This is a genomic window from Vibrio sp. Vb1729 (assembly GCF_033338655.1).
In the GTDB taxonomy this organism is placed as follows: Bacteria; Pseudomonadota; Gammaproteobacteria; order Enterobacterales; family Vibrionaceae; genus Vibrio; species Vibrio alginolyticus.
This window is the reverse complement of sequence record NZ_JAWOTB010000048.1, coordinates 122296-135660: the sequence shown is the minus strand read 5'-3', so window position 1 is coordinate 135660 and position 13365 is coordinate 122296. Positions and strand designations below refer to the sequence as shown.

Sequence of the window (13365 nt, the reverse complement as noted above, 5' to 3'; positions counted from 1 at the left end):
TGTGTGCGATTGGCCAATGCCTTTCATTGATATACAACCACCGTCGCAGCGTGGGTTCCCCTAACAATAATAGGTTTTAACATGAAAAATCTTTCAAAAATCGTCGTAGCGAGTTCTCTACTGACTTGTGCTGCTGCGCAAGCGGGTGGGTTATACCTTTACGAAACAACAGCATCGGATATTGGTTTGGCATCCGCTGGTATGGCGGCTCGTGCGCAAGATGCCTCAGTAATGGCAGCAAACCCGGCTGGTCTGGCGAATGTTTCTGGTAAATCTTTCTCTGGTAACCTGATTGGCCTTTACGGTGACGCGCAACTAGACACGATGACTGGCGATGCGGGCAACGTGATTGGTTTTGTTCCTATGGCGTCGGCATTTTACAGCCAACAAGTGAACGACAAATGGACGCTGGGTATTGGTCTGTATGGCAACTACGGTCTTGGCCTCGAGTACGAAGGTCTTTTGGGTGATCATTTAGATATTCCTACAGCAACGACGCAAGCCTTGACCATTCAACCTTCCGCTTCTTACCGCATCAATGATCACTGGTCTGTGGGTGCGGCGCTTGGCATTCAGTACGGTATGTATGAAGTGGAAACGAAGGGAGCCTTGAACTTCAATGACGAAGACCAAGATACTCAGCTCAACGGCCGAGTAGGTGTGCTTTATGAAGCAACACCAGGCACGCGTCTTGGTCTGTCTTACTCTTCTGAAACCGAATTTGAATTCGACAATAGCAACTCCATTGCTCCGCAACAACTGATCTTCAGTGCTTACCACGAAGTGAATGATGACCTAGCGGTGATGTGGAACGTGAACTGGCAAGACTGGAGCGAATACACAACCACGCTGAACGTAGAGACACAAGACACTTACCAAATCGCATTGGGTACTCAGTATAAACTGAATGAAAAAATGATGTGGAATGCAGGTTTTGCATTCGATACCAGCATGTATGAAAGCCAATCAAACGGTGACATTACCGTTCCTACTGGCAAGGCGTACCGCATTGGTACAGGCATTGATTACAAATTGGATTCAGAAAACTCAATTGGTTTCGCGTTTGAAGCGGTCTTGATGGAGTCTTCAGAAACGCCACGCTTCCAAGCGGGCTTTGATGAGCCTGCACTGTACTTCATGAGCATGAGCTACAACTGGAAAAACTAATCATTCCTAATCGCTAAAACGCCTTCCTTACAGGCCATTCTACCCTAACTACCTGCACTGGATGCTGTCACGCCATCTAAGGTAGTTAGGGCGCTTTTGTCACATCCAGTGAGTGATGATTCAAAAAATATCTGCGCAGCTAAGTGCGGGTATTCAACATCTCAAAGGACTAAAAAATGAAAAACAAACTAGCGTTAGTGTGTACGACTTTGTTGGTCAGTACGCTGGCTCATGGTGCCGAGCATCGAGTAAAAGACAATAAAAACAAGTTGGCGGATGACCCAACAAAAGTCATCACGAAATTTGGCGCGTCGTACGCAAACAACTACGATTTTGATGATCAAAACATCTCATTCTCGGGCTCACTTGCGCTTGACCAAGCGCGCAAAATCAACCTGCGTATCAATGATGATGCGAGCGAGTGGCGTATTGGTGGCTCGTGGTTGTTTCCGGTCGGTATCGTGAACTTCAACTTCGGCAAAAATGAATACGTAAACGGCGCGGATCAAACCAACTACAGCGTTGGTACCTTTATGCCGCTAAGTTATTTCGGGATTGAGCCAGCAGGCTTCCAAATTTTCCCAATGGCAGGCTATACGTACAACACTGGTGATGTTCCTGTTTGTGACGGTGCAGAAAGTAGTCTCTGTAGCGAGCCTAACTTTACGGGTACGCCAAGTGCAGAGAATGGCTTCAATATGATGAGCTCTTCAGGCAGTAGCGGTTACGTTGGTGCATTTGCGCTGAAATCGTTTACCAAAGAGCTGACGTTAATCAGCTTCGCAGCAGGCACTTACGGCTCAGAAAACAGTGAAGGAGAGAACTACAAAGGCTTCTTTGGTGGTATTGGTCTTGGTTACCTCGTGAGCAAACGCCACTCTTTTAACGTAATGACGTTTGTCATGGACAACAACACCTATTTGGATGAAGCAGACAAGCGCATCGTATTATCATATCAATATCAATTTGAATAAATAAAAACGCAGCCCAAATAGCTGCGTTTTTACTTTGATAGAATGAACTAGTGAATTGAGTTGTTTTCTTCGATCTTTTTCTGGTACTGGTGTTTTAATATATACATGCGCTTAACATCGCTGTAAGCGCCGTTAATAAAGTATTCTTCTACAAGGTGACCTTCTTCGATAAAGCCGCACTTTTTGTATAAGTGAATAGCGACTTCGTTATCCACTGCGACTAATAAGTAGATTTTACGTAGATTAAGAATTGAGAATGAGTAATCTAACGCACGATTAATCATCTCTGTCGCATAACCTCGGCCTTGATGCTCTGGGGCGATGATTATCTGAAATTCCGCGCTGCGGTGAATGTAGTTAATCTCGATCAGCTCAACTAAGCCAATTACGATGCCGTCTTCATCTTCGACGACAAAACGCCTTTCAGCGTCATCATGTATATGTTTTCGATAAAGTTCTTCGAGCTCGTCATAAGACTCGTAAGGTTCTTCGAACCAGTAGGCCATGATATTTCGGTTGTTATTCAGTTCATGAATAAAGCGCAAATCAGAACGCTCTAATGCACGCATTTTTAGGCCTTTCTTCATCATTTTTCTCCAATGAGGGCGGAGAATACCTCCGCACTTGATGCTAGAAAATATTACCGTATTTCACAAGAATAGCGCATCTTTTTTTGGAAAATATCCTGTGATTTTCAATGTGGAAACTTAGAGTTCACGACAAATATAAATTAATCTTTACGATAAAAAACTCGATTAGGTGCTTTGCCTAATATCGTATTAAATACCGCGCAACGACTTAGTGTCTTAATCTAAACAAACAAGGTATTCAATATGTTTTCAATCGGTGACGTAGTAGTAGCGACTAAAGGTATCGATCTTGGCGAAATGGTTGTTACAGGTTTAAGCAGTGGCGGTTTTTACACACATGTAAAAGCAGGCGAAAAAACACTAACTTACCCAGCTAAAGATCTTAAGAAAGCATAATTAAATTTGCTCATTCTTATTTTTAACTGGCTTAAAGTTCGTACTAGTTATTTTAAGCGGGTTAGAATCGATAAAAGGTAGCGCAATGAGTCGCTACCTTTTTTTATTTTTTCTACCTTTCTTCACCAATATGAAACTCAACGCGATTTCTTCCAGTTTCTTTTGCCTTGTAAAGTGCTAAGTCGGCGCGTTTAACTAATGGTTCAAATGAGTCGTCGAGACGACAGACTTGAGTTACCCCAATACTCGCGGTGAAGCTCATATCACAACCTGAATGTTGAACGGTCGTCGTTTCTAGTGCATTACGAATTGTTTCTAATGTGTCTAGAGCTTGCTGTGATGAGCGACTTCTTAATACGATGGCAAACTCTTCACCGCCAACTCTGGCAAGTAAGTCACAATCAAGTAGATGACTTTTAATAGTATTGACTGCATGGATCAGTGATTTATCGCCTGCGTCATGACCAAATCGGTCATTGAGGCTTTTAAAATTGTCGAGATCTAAAATAGCAACATGGAAGTCAATGCCCAGGGTTCGGTATTCATTTAGGCGGCTTTCGATTTGTCGCATGAACTCTCTGCGGTTTGGAATACCTGTTAGATCATCCGTCGTGGCGAGGTGTTCCATTTTCATAATCTGTATATGAAGGGCAATGTTTAAAGCAATCCAATTAGCGATGCACTGAAGCTGTGCCGCTTGTTCGTTTGTGTAAATGTGCGTTTGATGATGCGCAACATTAAGCGTTCCTAGGCAGACTTTACCGTGCATTAAAGGCGCGTCCATACACGTACCCATACCATTGGATGCGAGCATCACACAATCGATCTCATCAGATTGCGTAACATCGTCGCAGATCATCAGTTGTTGCTTTTTGAACACTCGGCCAACAAACGCTTGATGAATGGGCACTAAAAATTCAGCGGGAATCGCTTTACTACCAGAGAAAGAGTAGACCTTTAAATGATCATTGTTTTCATAAAGTGTGATACTCGCACGGTCAGAATTAAATATACGATTTATCCATTCTGCCACCGTATCAAGTACTTGCTGTAGTGTTTCCGATTGAGCTAAAAAGTGAACAAACCCTATCGGCATACATATCGGACTTTCCATGTTTTGCATCGATAAGTCATCAGGGTTAAAAGTTCTTTCAAGTCTCAATAGACATCTCCTTGGCAATGTTGCAAATACCAACAATAAATTACGTGAAGCTATTTTGTAGAAAATGTGCTTCTTGGTAAGAGTATGGTTTAATTATCGCCGTTTGTGTGCATTTGGTTGCTTAATGTGGGCGTTAACTCACCCTAAATAAGTAAATCTTATACCTATTTATAAGTAAGTCATTACTCAATAAGTGGTGTTTTTAAGATGGAAGTACAGAATGAGCCCTTCTGGAATAGAAGGGCTAGAAAAGGATACAAATAGGGTCAGGTGAGTGGTGACTTAATTGTCTTTGTACTTTTGTAAAATCAACTGACTTATCTGCGCAACGAGTTGGTCCCTAGCTTGAAGTGAGAGCTCGGTTTCTGTGACATAAATACTAATGTAAACAGGTCGATGATTTTCCTTCCATATAATCGCGTTAATGCCACGCGAACCATGACCCCCCGCACCAGAACGGTCTGCAATAGACCAACCTGTTGGTAATACAGAACGCATTAACGAGTCTGAAACTTTGTTGTCCTGCATCCAGATTTTTAATTGTACACGAGACTCATAAGACAACGTTTCGCCTTCGACCAAAGTTCGAAGAGTGTTTAGTATGGCGTTAGGTGTGGTTGTGTCGCGGCTGTCGCCTGGTGTGGCTTCGTTCAAGCGAGGTTCTATTCTGTCTAGGCGCGTTGCTTTATCTCCAATTGTTCGCAGAAACATTGTTACGGCCTTAGGGCCGCCAATTTCATTTAATACTAAGTTGGCTGCGGTATTATCACTCATTAACATAGCGGCTTCACACGCGTGCTCTATGCGTGTGTTTTGGCCTGCGAGCTTATCCATCACTGGAGACCATACAACGATACTGCGCTCATCGACTTTTGCGGTCGCATTCTTACTTAGCTTACCGCTGTCCATATCACTTAGCATTTTGGCACAAGCTAGGGTTTTGAATGTGCTCATGAGTGGGAAGCGTTCATCGCCACGGTAGTCCCAACGCTCGTCTGCTTGGGTATCCCAAACTGACACCCCAATTCTGCTTGAGGTTTGTTGCTCGAGGAGAGAAATGTCCTCATTCAGTTGGGACGCGTAACTTAGGGTTGAGCAAACCATTAGCCCAGCCAACAAAAATAACTTTTTCATGGATCGTGTTCTTCAATTTTAGTTTTAGTTCGCACCGTAGCGATGTCACGTAAACTATAACGAGCCAATACTCTAAACACTGTTAAATCTATGTCTATTTTATGTAGGATTCTTTGCAATACGCTTAAACGGTCTAAATATGGGGAGAAGAGTGTTGCTATCAAGGCCTGTAGTTTGGCTTATATATTACGTCAGTGATTCGGTCACAAAAATATCTTAGCGTGAGACACTGACTCAGAATTTCTTGTCATGAGCTAACGAATAGTTTGATCCAGAAATAAAAGGAGCTGAATCATCAGCTCCTTTGTCTAGTTGGATAATTACTTACAGTTCAATCTTTTTAACCATGCCCGATTCTGCATGGCCCGGAATGTTGCACGCGAACTCAACCTTGTTGTCACCGTGGAAGTGCCACAGTAATTGCTTCGCTTTACCTGGTTCTACCGTAACTGCGTTGTCTGAGTCATGCATGTGATCGCCACTCATTGTCTTCATCATTTCGCGATGTTCTAGCTGCTCTTTAGCCGAACCAATCGTAAACTCGTGGTTGATCTTACCTGTGTTCATGACTACAAACTGCACCACATCGTTTGGCTCAATCTTAACGTCTTTCTTGAACTTGATGGTCATGTCATCACCCAAGATAACGTGTACCACCTTGTCTGGCTTTGCACCTTTTGCTGGCATACCTACTGCCGACATGCCCGGCATATCCATCATGTTTGAATGGTCCATTTTACTGTGGTCCATCTTCATGCTGCCGTGGTCCATATTTTCATGCTTCATGTTGTTATGATCCATGTTCGCGTGGTCCATGTTTGCATGATCCATTTGGGCAAACGCAGTCGTTGTTGTTAGGGCTAGAGCAAGAGTGATTAGTGTCTTTTTCATTTTTATATCCTTGTTTTAATTCATTAATAATTTGGTTGCTTCCCCCCAAACGAATTGATTGAGGGGAAGGTAGGGATTAAGCGTTGTTGTTTACATCACTAGCTTGGTGATTAGTCGCATTGCTCTGGCGCAACTCGCGTTGTTTCCACAGCTTGAAGATGGCTGGAAGTACCAACAGTGTCAGCAGCAGTGCCGATGCCATACCGCCAATCATTGGGGTGGCGATGCGTTGCATTACTTCTGATCCTGTACCTTCGCCGTACATGATCGGAATCAGACCAATAATGACCGTCAGTACCGTCATCATTACTGGGCGGACACGCAGGCCTGCACCTTCACGAATGGCATCGGTTAGGTCTTTCGCCTCAAGCTTCTGTTGGCTCTCTTCCGCATCCAGCTTTTTGTAGTGCCATGCTTGGTTGAGGTAGACGAGCATGATGACCCCAATTTCAACCGCGACGCCTGCGAGGGCAATAAAGCCGACCCCAACAGCAATCGAGAAGTTGTAGTTGAGGATATGCATGAGCCACAAACCACCAACCATAGCGAGCGGTAGGGTAAGCATGATGATCATCACTTCGCCAACGCGACGGAAGCTGAAGTAAAGCAGCAGCATAATGATGGCGATAGTGATTGGTACCACGACACTCAAGCGGTCTTTCGCACGCTCCATGTATTCGTATTGACCAGACCAAGCCAGCGAGTAACCAGCAGGAAGTTCCAATTGATCAGCAACAACCTGTTGTGCTTCTACGACGTAAGAGCCAAGGTCACGACCATCGATGTCGACAAATACCCAGCCGTTTGGACGCGCGTTTTCCGTTTTGATCATTGGAGGGCCGTCTTCGTAACGAATATCCGCTACGTCAGCCAGCGCAATACGAGCGCCATTTGGTGTCACTAACGGTAGGTTTTGCAGTTTAACCACTGAGTCGCGGTAGTCTTGTGGGTAACGAACGTTGATTGGGTAACGCTCCAAGCCTTCGATGGTTTCACCCACATTCATACCGCCTACCGCAGTAGAGATCACTTGTTGAACGTCTTTGATGCTTAAGCCATAACGCGCTGCGGCACGACGTTTAATGTCGATCGTGACATAACGACCACCTGCGACACGTTCTGCGTAAACCGATGCTGTACCTTGTACGCCATTAAGAATTGGCTCCAGCTGGGAACCGATCTTCTCAATCACTTTCAGATCGGGTCCGGCGATCTTAATGCCGATAGGGGTTTTAATGCCCGTTGCCAGCATGTCGATACGCGTTTTGATCGGCATTACCCAAGCGTTAGTAAGACCAGGGAACTGAACCAGTTTGTCGAACTCTTTGCGTAGTGACTCGGTTGTAACCCCTTCACGCCATTGATCGCGTGGCTTCAACTGAATCACGGTTTCAATCATGGTGAGTGGCGCTGGATCGGTTGCGGTCTCAGCTCGGCCAATCTTGCCCCATACGGTTTTCACTTCAGGAACGGTTTTGATCAGCTTGTTGGTCTGTTGTAGAAGCTCGCGCGCTTTACCAATCGAGATACCCGGATAGGTCGTTGGCATGTACATCAAGTCGCCTTCATCCAGCGGAGGGATGAACTCGCTACCCAGTTTACTGGTTGGGTAGTAAGCCGATGCCATTAGACCTAATGCGATAACAATCATGGTCTTAGGGTATTTTAAGCTGGTGTTCAACAGCGGGCGGTACAGCGCGACCAAGCCGCGGTTAACCGGGTTTTTGTGCTCCGGTAACACCTTACCTCGAATGAAGTAGCCCATAAGAACAGGGACAAGTGTGATTGCCAAACCTGCTGCCGCTGCCATGGCGTAAGTCTTAGTGAACGCAAGCGGCGAGAACATCTTGCCTTCTTGGCCTTCTAAGGCGAACACCGGTACGAAGCTAAGAGTGATGATCAGCAACGAGAAGAACAGCGGTGCGCCGACCTCTTCTGCGGCTTTACCTATTACTTGCCAGCGGTTTTTATCGGTCAGTGGCGTTCGTTCAATGTGCTTATGAACGTTTTCAATCATCACGATCGCACCATCCACCATGGCACCGATGGCTATCGCAATACCACCCAAAGACATGATGTTGGCGTTGATACCTTGCCAATGCATCACAATAAACGCAGTGAGAATGCCAACTGGTAGGCTCAGAGCGATAACCAACGAAGAACGAATGTGGAACAGGAACAACGCACACACAATCGCAACGACGATGAACTCTTCTGCAAGCTTCTTCCATAGGTTTTCTACCGCTGAATCGATAAGGGTAGAGCGGTCGTAGGTTGCGACAATTTCCACGCCTTCTGGCAGGCTGCGTTGTAGGTCTGCGAGTTTGTCTTTGACTTTCGCAATCACTTCACTGGCGTTCTCACCAAAGCGCATCACGATAACGCCACCGACCGCTTCACCTTCGCCATTCAGCTCTGAGATACCACGGCGCATTTGTGGACCAAGGTTAATGTCTGCGATATCACCTAATAGCAACGGTGTGCCTTTCTCAGTGACTTTGAGAGGCAGTGATTTAATGTCTTCAATGCTGGTTAGGTAACCCGTGGTACGAACCATGTGTTCGGCTTCCGCAACTTCGATAACGGACGCGCCGGTTTCTTGGTTACCGTTTTGGATTGCCATGTTCACTTGTTGCAGAGTGAGGTTGTAAGCACGCAGCTTGGCAGGATCAATCTGCACTTGATACTGCTTCACCATACCGCCGACGGTAGCGACTTCAGAAACGCCATCAACGGTTTGCAATTCGTACTTCAAGAACCAGTCTTGCAGGCTGCGAAGATCCGCCAAATCATGCTTGCCGGTTTTGTCTTGTAATACGTAGCTGTAAACCCAGCCCACACCCGTTGCATCAGGACCTAGCGTTGGTTTTGCGTTCGGTGGGAGCTTTGGTGCTACTTGGCTTAAGTACTCCAACACGCGTGAACGTGCCCAGTACATGTCGGTATCATCGTTGAAAATGATATAAACGTAAGAGTCACCAAAGAAAGAATAGCCACGAACCGTCTCAGCACCCGGCACGGCAAGCATGGCGGTGGTGAGTGGGTAAGTAACTTGATCCTCGACGACTTGAGGAGCTTGACCCGGATAGCTTGTCTTGATGATCACTTGCACATCAGAAAGATCCGGAATCGCATCAACAGGCGTATTCTTTACACTGTAAAGTCCGCCTAATACAAGGGCTAAGGTCGCGACCAACACTAGGAATCGGTTGCTCAGTGACCAACGAATAATAGCATTGATCATAATTAACCCTCGACGGCTGTTGTTGCAGGAACTAGCTGTTTAAGAACGTAGTCAGATCCTTGTTTTTCAACTAGAAACCGAACTTTCTGTCCTTCTTCAAAACCCGATAGAACAACGTCTTCACCCACAGAGAAGTTCATCTCGCCAGCATCCCAGTTCCATTCTGCAACCGGTAGGTGGTTTAAGGTGATCATGCCAAAATCAGCCATCAGCATGCTAATGTCACCAGTTAGCCAAACTTCTGCGGCAATGACGCTGTTGTCTGCCTTATAGTCGATGATTTGGTACTGACCCGACTCCGTCTTTTGCATTTCAAATTCGATAGCCTGACCTTTTTTCAAGTCACCCATCTCGACGCCATCTGCGAAAGTGAAGTTCATTACCATGCCCGGCCAATCCCATTCTGGTACAGGTTGGTGGTTGATGGTCAGCATGCGGTGATCTTTCATCACATCCGTGATCTCACCTTTGGCCCATGCCGTTTCTGCCGCTACTTCTACACCATTGATGCGAGACAGATCTGCCGATTGGCTTGATTCAGAGTCGAGCATGAAGTGAGATGACGTAACGATCTTGTCGCCTTGTTTAAGCCCTTGTAATACTTCGATTTGTTCGCCAGCTTCGCGGCCAACTTCAATTCGAGCAGAACGGTATTTGCCATCACCTTCCGCCAGAACAACGCGAGTCATACCGCCAGAGCGGATAACAGATGATTTGGGAATCGTTAATACTGCGTCGTCAGTGACAGGCTGCAAGGCAATATTGGCGAACATGTTTGGCTTCAATGCGCCATCTGGGTTAGGGAATTTAAGACGCACACGCAACGTACGTGTTTTCGGATCGAGGATTGGGTACACGTAATCGACAACACCTTGCCATTCATTGCCCGGAATCGCGTCAAGGGTCATCGTGGCTTGAGAACCCGCTTTCATCCAGTGCGCTTGACGCTCAAAGACTTCTGCATCAACCCAAACATTGTCCAAAGGACCTGCACTGATCACCGCTTGAGCAGGGGACAAATAGCCACCTTCACGCACGTTTAAGCTCGCGATAACGCCATCAGCAGGCGCTTTGATTTCAATGGTTTGCGATGCTTTACCACTACGAGTAATGGATTTGATTTGAGCACGGTCAACCCCAAGCGTTACCAAGCGTTCGGTCGCCCCTTTTACAAGACCTTTGCGGCCAGTGCGGTACGCATTCAGCAATTCTTCTTGTGCTTTAACCAGTTCAGGAGAGTAGAGCGTGAACAGCACATCGCCTTTCTTCACTTTCTCACCCACGGCATTGATGTAGAGTTTTTCTACCCAACCCGCCACACGAACGTTGGTTTGCCATAACAGACTTTCATCAAAGGCAATATAGCCAACCGTTTCGATGCGTGGTGACAACTGCTGCAGTGTCGCGTTTGCGGTTTTAACCCCGAGGTTGTTTTCTACTGAAGGGTCAATAGTCACTGTACCCGGTGCGTCTTGTTCACCGGATAGGTCTTCTGCGTAAACCGGAATCAAATCCATGCCCATTGGGGACTTACCCGGTTTGTCGCGTTTGTAATTCGGATCCATTGGGGCAACCCAGTAAAGTGGATCATTAGAGCTCGCGGCAGATTTGCCACCCATCGCACTCATGTCGTGAGTCGAGCCCGCAAGAAAATGATTAGCACCAAACCCTAAAGCACCACCAACAATCAGCGCGATGGTTGCAACTTGTAATGTTTTCATTGTTTTACCTTATTATTTTTTAAATTCAGACAGTTCTGGTTGCTCGACTTGATAGTCGAAACCACCGAGTAGGGTGGCTAAATTGCTGTTTGCGATGTTGAGATCGGTCAGTAGACGTTGTTGCTCCAATTGCAGAGCCAACTCGTCAGTCGTGGCGGAAATCACATCGTTAAACTGCGCTGTGTTGTTTTGATAACCCCGCTCAACGGCTTGAATGCGCGCTTTCGCTTGAGGCAATAAGGTGGATTGATAACGTTCTAAACGCTGGGTTAAGTTGCCGCGATCAACCAGCAAAGTGTTCACCTTGGCATTCATCTGCGTTAGTAAGGTGTCCTTTTGTGATTGTGCCGCGCCAACTTGGTATTGAGCGGCCGCGAGATTGCGATCTTGGCGGTCACCCGTAAACAACGGAATGTCCATGGTGAGGTAAGCGCTGACCAAGTCTGATGCGGGTTCACCCATCATGTTGTCGGCTTGGCGGTAGGCGTACATTACTTCGACGCCAAACTGCGGGTTGTAGGCTTGCTCAGCAATTTCCACCTGCGTTTTATTGGCAGAAATGCTGACGTCTGCCATCTTAACCATCGGGTGTTGGCTGAGTTGCTGATAATGCTTAGTGGAACCCTGACTGGCAGCAAGTTTGCTGTTCAGTGTGTCCCAGTTCAATTGGTTGCTCGCGTGCAGAGCCTGTTCGTTTGCCAACCAATCTGACCCCAACCATTCGGAGAGTTGAGAGATAAGACGACGTTGCATTTGTGCGTTGGCTTGCAGTTTCTCATCCAACTTGCTGACTTGTAATTGAGCGTTGAGTAGGTCTTGCGCTTCACTCTTACCAATCGAATAGTTGGTTTGAATAAAGCTTTCCATCTCCTTCATCAACTTGCGGTTCTCAAGCATGATTTGCTCCGCGCGTTGCTGGTAACCAAGCTCTAACCAAAGTTGAGTCATGCTGTTGGCTACCTCAAGCTCACGAGCATGAACTTGAAGCCCAAGGCCGTCGGCTTGTTGATTGGCTTTCTTCTGCTGTAAATCAAGCGTCGAGCCACGCTCAAATTGTTGCATTAAACCAACGGAGATGTTGGTCATTGGGTCTTCATCGAATTTGAAGCTGTCGACAGGCAAGCCACCAAAACCCACTTTCAGTTTTGGGTCCATCAAGGTCGCACTTGCGACGCCCGTTTCACGCATGGCAGCAGATTGCGCTGAGTATTGCTTACGATTGCCATCGTTACTCAAAGCGACGTTGATCAGTTGGGCAAGCTTGGTCGTCGAAGCTCGCTCACTTGATGCGGAATTTTGTGCTGCGTGCGTCTCTTTACCTGCGGCGTTAACCAAGGTTGGTGCAGCGACCAGAGCCACCATAAAAATAGGTGCAGCTAAGCGGTATGGTTTGATATCCATAATCTAAATCCAGTGTTCGCCGGATCGATGGAGGTGCGGATTTTATTGCGGGAACAGTAAAGCCTTGTTACCTCATCGTTCAGGCGCATTAAAACAACCTGCGATACACGCGCAGGGTCGAATGCTAGGACGGATTTAGGCTATAGGAGGTCGGTACAGGTCGCGGCTGACGTGTACGACTGGGGAAGCAACTTCAGGAGTAATGGTTGCGCGATAGACGACGGGCATTGGGCTATTGATAGGATTCGGTAGGGGGACGAAAACTATCGTACACGCGGCAGTGCAGCAGGTATGAACCATGCCGGAGCCTCCACCACAGTTCATGCTGGTTTCTCTTGCATCGCCATCTTCGGACATAGAAGCGTCAGTCATGGATACGTCCATCATGCCAGGCATACCGCAGTGTTCGCTGTCACTCATCATAGAAGGATGGTGAGCCATGCCAGTAGACATCATTTGAATATTCATCAACGGCTCACTGTTCGCCACACTAGATACCAATAGCACTAGCGTCGTGAAGAGAGTTAACCAGATTGTATGCAGCGATTTTAAGTGCATACCCTTTCCCATGTGTTTGATGAAAATGATGAAACCCCTTCGATTCTAAAGGTTAACCTAAGGGTAAGGTCAATCATTTATTACTCTTATTATCAAAATAGTCCAACCCTTCAGTTTTCGCACTTTC

Annotated in this window: 11 protein-coding genes; 3 read left to right on the top strand and 8 right to left on the bottom strand. The window is 46.4% G+C overall.

Annotated features, from left to right (window positions below; genetic code table 11):
- Positions 1-81: 81 nt before the first annotated feature.
- Positions 82-1167 (top strand): OmpP1/FadL family transporter, encoded by a 1086-nt coding sequence (locus tag R7E29_RS19945; protein ID WP_167415916.1) that lies wholly within the window; start codon positions 82-84, stop codon positions 1165-1167.
- Positions 1168-1343: 176 nt separating this feature from the next.
- Positions 1344-2141, top strand: a complete 798-nt coding sequence (locus R7E29_RS19940) for a hypothetical protein (RefSeq protein ID WP_005385112.1) — start codon at positions 1344-1346, stop codon at positions 2139-2141.
- Between the two features lie 47 nt (positions 2142-2188).
- On the opposite strand, the gene speG is transcribed toward R7E29_RS19940, so the two are convergent.
- On the bottom strand, positions 2189-2728 hold the full coding sequence (gene speG / locus R7E29_RS19935; protein ID WP_005375417.1) for a spermidine N1-acetyltransferase: 540 nt from the start codon (positions 2726-2728) through the stop codon (positions 2189-2191).
- Between the two features lie 246 nt (positions 2729-2974).
- On the opposite strand from speG, the gene R7E29_RS19930 reads away from it, so the two are divergent.
- Positions 2975-3127 (top strand): hypothetical protein, encoded by a 153-nt coding sequence (locus R7E29_RS19930; RefSeq protein WP_005375418.1) that lies wholly within the window; start codon positions 2975-2977, stop codon positions 3125-3127.
- Positions 3128-3239: 112 nt separating this feature from the next.
- Here the strand turns inward: R7E29_RS19930 and R7E29_RS19925 are convergent, their stop codons facing one another.
- The 7 genes from R7E29_RS19925 to R7E29_RS19895 all read right to left on the bottom strand — a co-directional run bounded on the left by R7E29_RS19925 (position 3240) and on the right by R7E29_RS19895 (position 13238).
- Positions 3240-4289 carry a sensor domain-containing diguanylate cyclase gene (locus R7E29_RS19925; protein ID WP_025998663.1) on the bottom strand — a complete coding sequence of 350 codons (1050 nt, stop codon included), beginning with the start codon at positions 4287-4289 and terminating at the stop codon, positions 3240-3242.
- A gap of 282 nt (positions 4290-4571) precedes the next feature.
- Positions 4572-5423: a carbenicillin-hydrolyzing class A beta-lactamase CARB-42 gene (locus tag R7E29_RS19920; RefSeq protein WP_005375420.1), complete on the bottom strand. Its 852-nt coding sequence runs from the start codon at positions 5421-5423 to the stop codon at positions 4572-4574.
- Between the two features lie 324 nt (positions 5424-5747).
- Positions 5748-6314 carry a copper-resistant cuproprotein CopI gene (gene copI, locus R7E29_RS19915; RefSeq protein WP_054577088.1) on the bottom strand — a complete coding sequence of 189 codons (567 nt, stop codon included), beginning with the start codon at positions 6312-6314 and terminating at the stop codon, positions 5748-5750.
- Between the two features lie 76 nt (positions 6315-6390).
- Positions 6391-9558 (bottom strand): efflux RND transporter permease subunit, encoded by a 3168-nt coding sequence (locus R7E29_RS19910; RefSeq protein WP_054577089.1) that lies wholly within the window; start codon positions 9556-9558, stop codon positions 6391-6393.
- A gap of 2 nt (positions 9559-9560) precedes the next feature.
- On the bottom strand, positions 9561-11279 hold the full coding sequence (locus R7E29_RS19905) for an efflux RND transporter periplasmic adaptor subunit (protein ID WP_213906718.1): 1719 nt from the start codon (positions 11277-11279) through the stop codon (positions 9561-9563).
- Between the two features lie 12 nt (positions 11280-11291).
- Complete coding sequence (locus R7E29_RS19900; RefSeq protein ID WP_020194750.1) at positions 11292-12680, bottom strand: TolC family protein; 1389 nt, start codon at positions 12678-12680, stop codon at positions 11292-11294.
- A gap of 135 nt (positions 12681-12815) precedes the next feature.
- Positions 12816-13238 carry a hypothetical protein gene (locus R7E29_RS19895; RefSeq protein ID WP_017635236.1) on the bottom strand — a complete coding sequence of 141 codons (423 nt, stop codon included), beginning with the start codon at positions 13236-13238 and terminating at the stop codon, positions 12816-12818.
- Positions 13239-13365 lie beyond the last annotated feature (127 nt).

Coding starts and splice junctions, on each gene's coding strand:
- R7E29_RS19945 (WP_167415916.1), top strand. CDS start 82: ATGAAAAATCTTTCAAAAATCGTCGTAGCGAGTTCTCTACTGACTTGT.
- R7E29_RS19940 (WP_005385112.1), top strand. CDS start 1,344: ATGAAAAACAAACTAGCGTTAGTGTGTACGACTTTGTTGGTCAGTACG.
- speG (WP_005375417.1), bottom strand. CDS start 2,728: ATGAAGAAAGGCCTAAAAATGCGTGCATTAGAGCGTTCTGATTTGCGC.
- R7E29_RS19930 (WP_005375418.1), top strand. CDS start 2,975: ATGTTTTCAATCGGTGACGTAGTAGTAGCGACTAAAGGTATCGATCTT.
- R7E29_RS19920 (WP_005375420.1), bottom strand. CDS start 5,423: ATGAAAAAGTTATTTTTGTTGGCTGGGCTAATGGTTTGCTCAACCCTA.
- copI (WP_054577088.1), bottom strand. CDS start 6,314: ATGAAAAAGACACTAATCACTCTTGCTCTAGCCCTAACAACAACGACT.
- R7E29_RS19910 (WP_054577089.1), bottom strand. CDS start 9,558: ATGATCAATGCTATTATTCGTTGGTCACTGAGCAACCGATTCCTAGTG.
- R7E29_RS19905 (WP_213906718.1), bottom strand. CDS start 11,279: ATGAAAACATTACAAGTTGCAACCATCGCGCTGATTGTTGGTGGTGCT.
- R7E29_RS19900 (WP_020194750.1), bottom strand. CDS start 12,680: ATGGATATCAAACCATACCGCTTAGCTGCACCTATTTTTATGGTGGCT.
- R7E29_RS19895 (WP_017635236.1), bottom strand. CDS start 13,238: ATGCACTTAAAATCGCTGCATACAATCTGGTTAACTCTCTTCACGACG.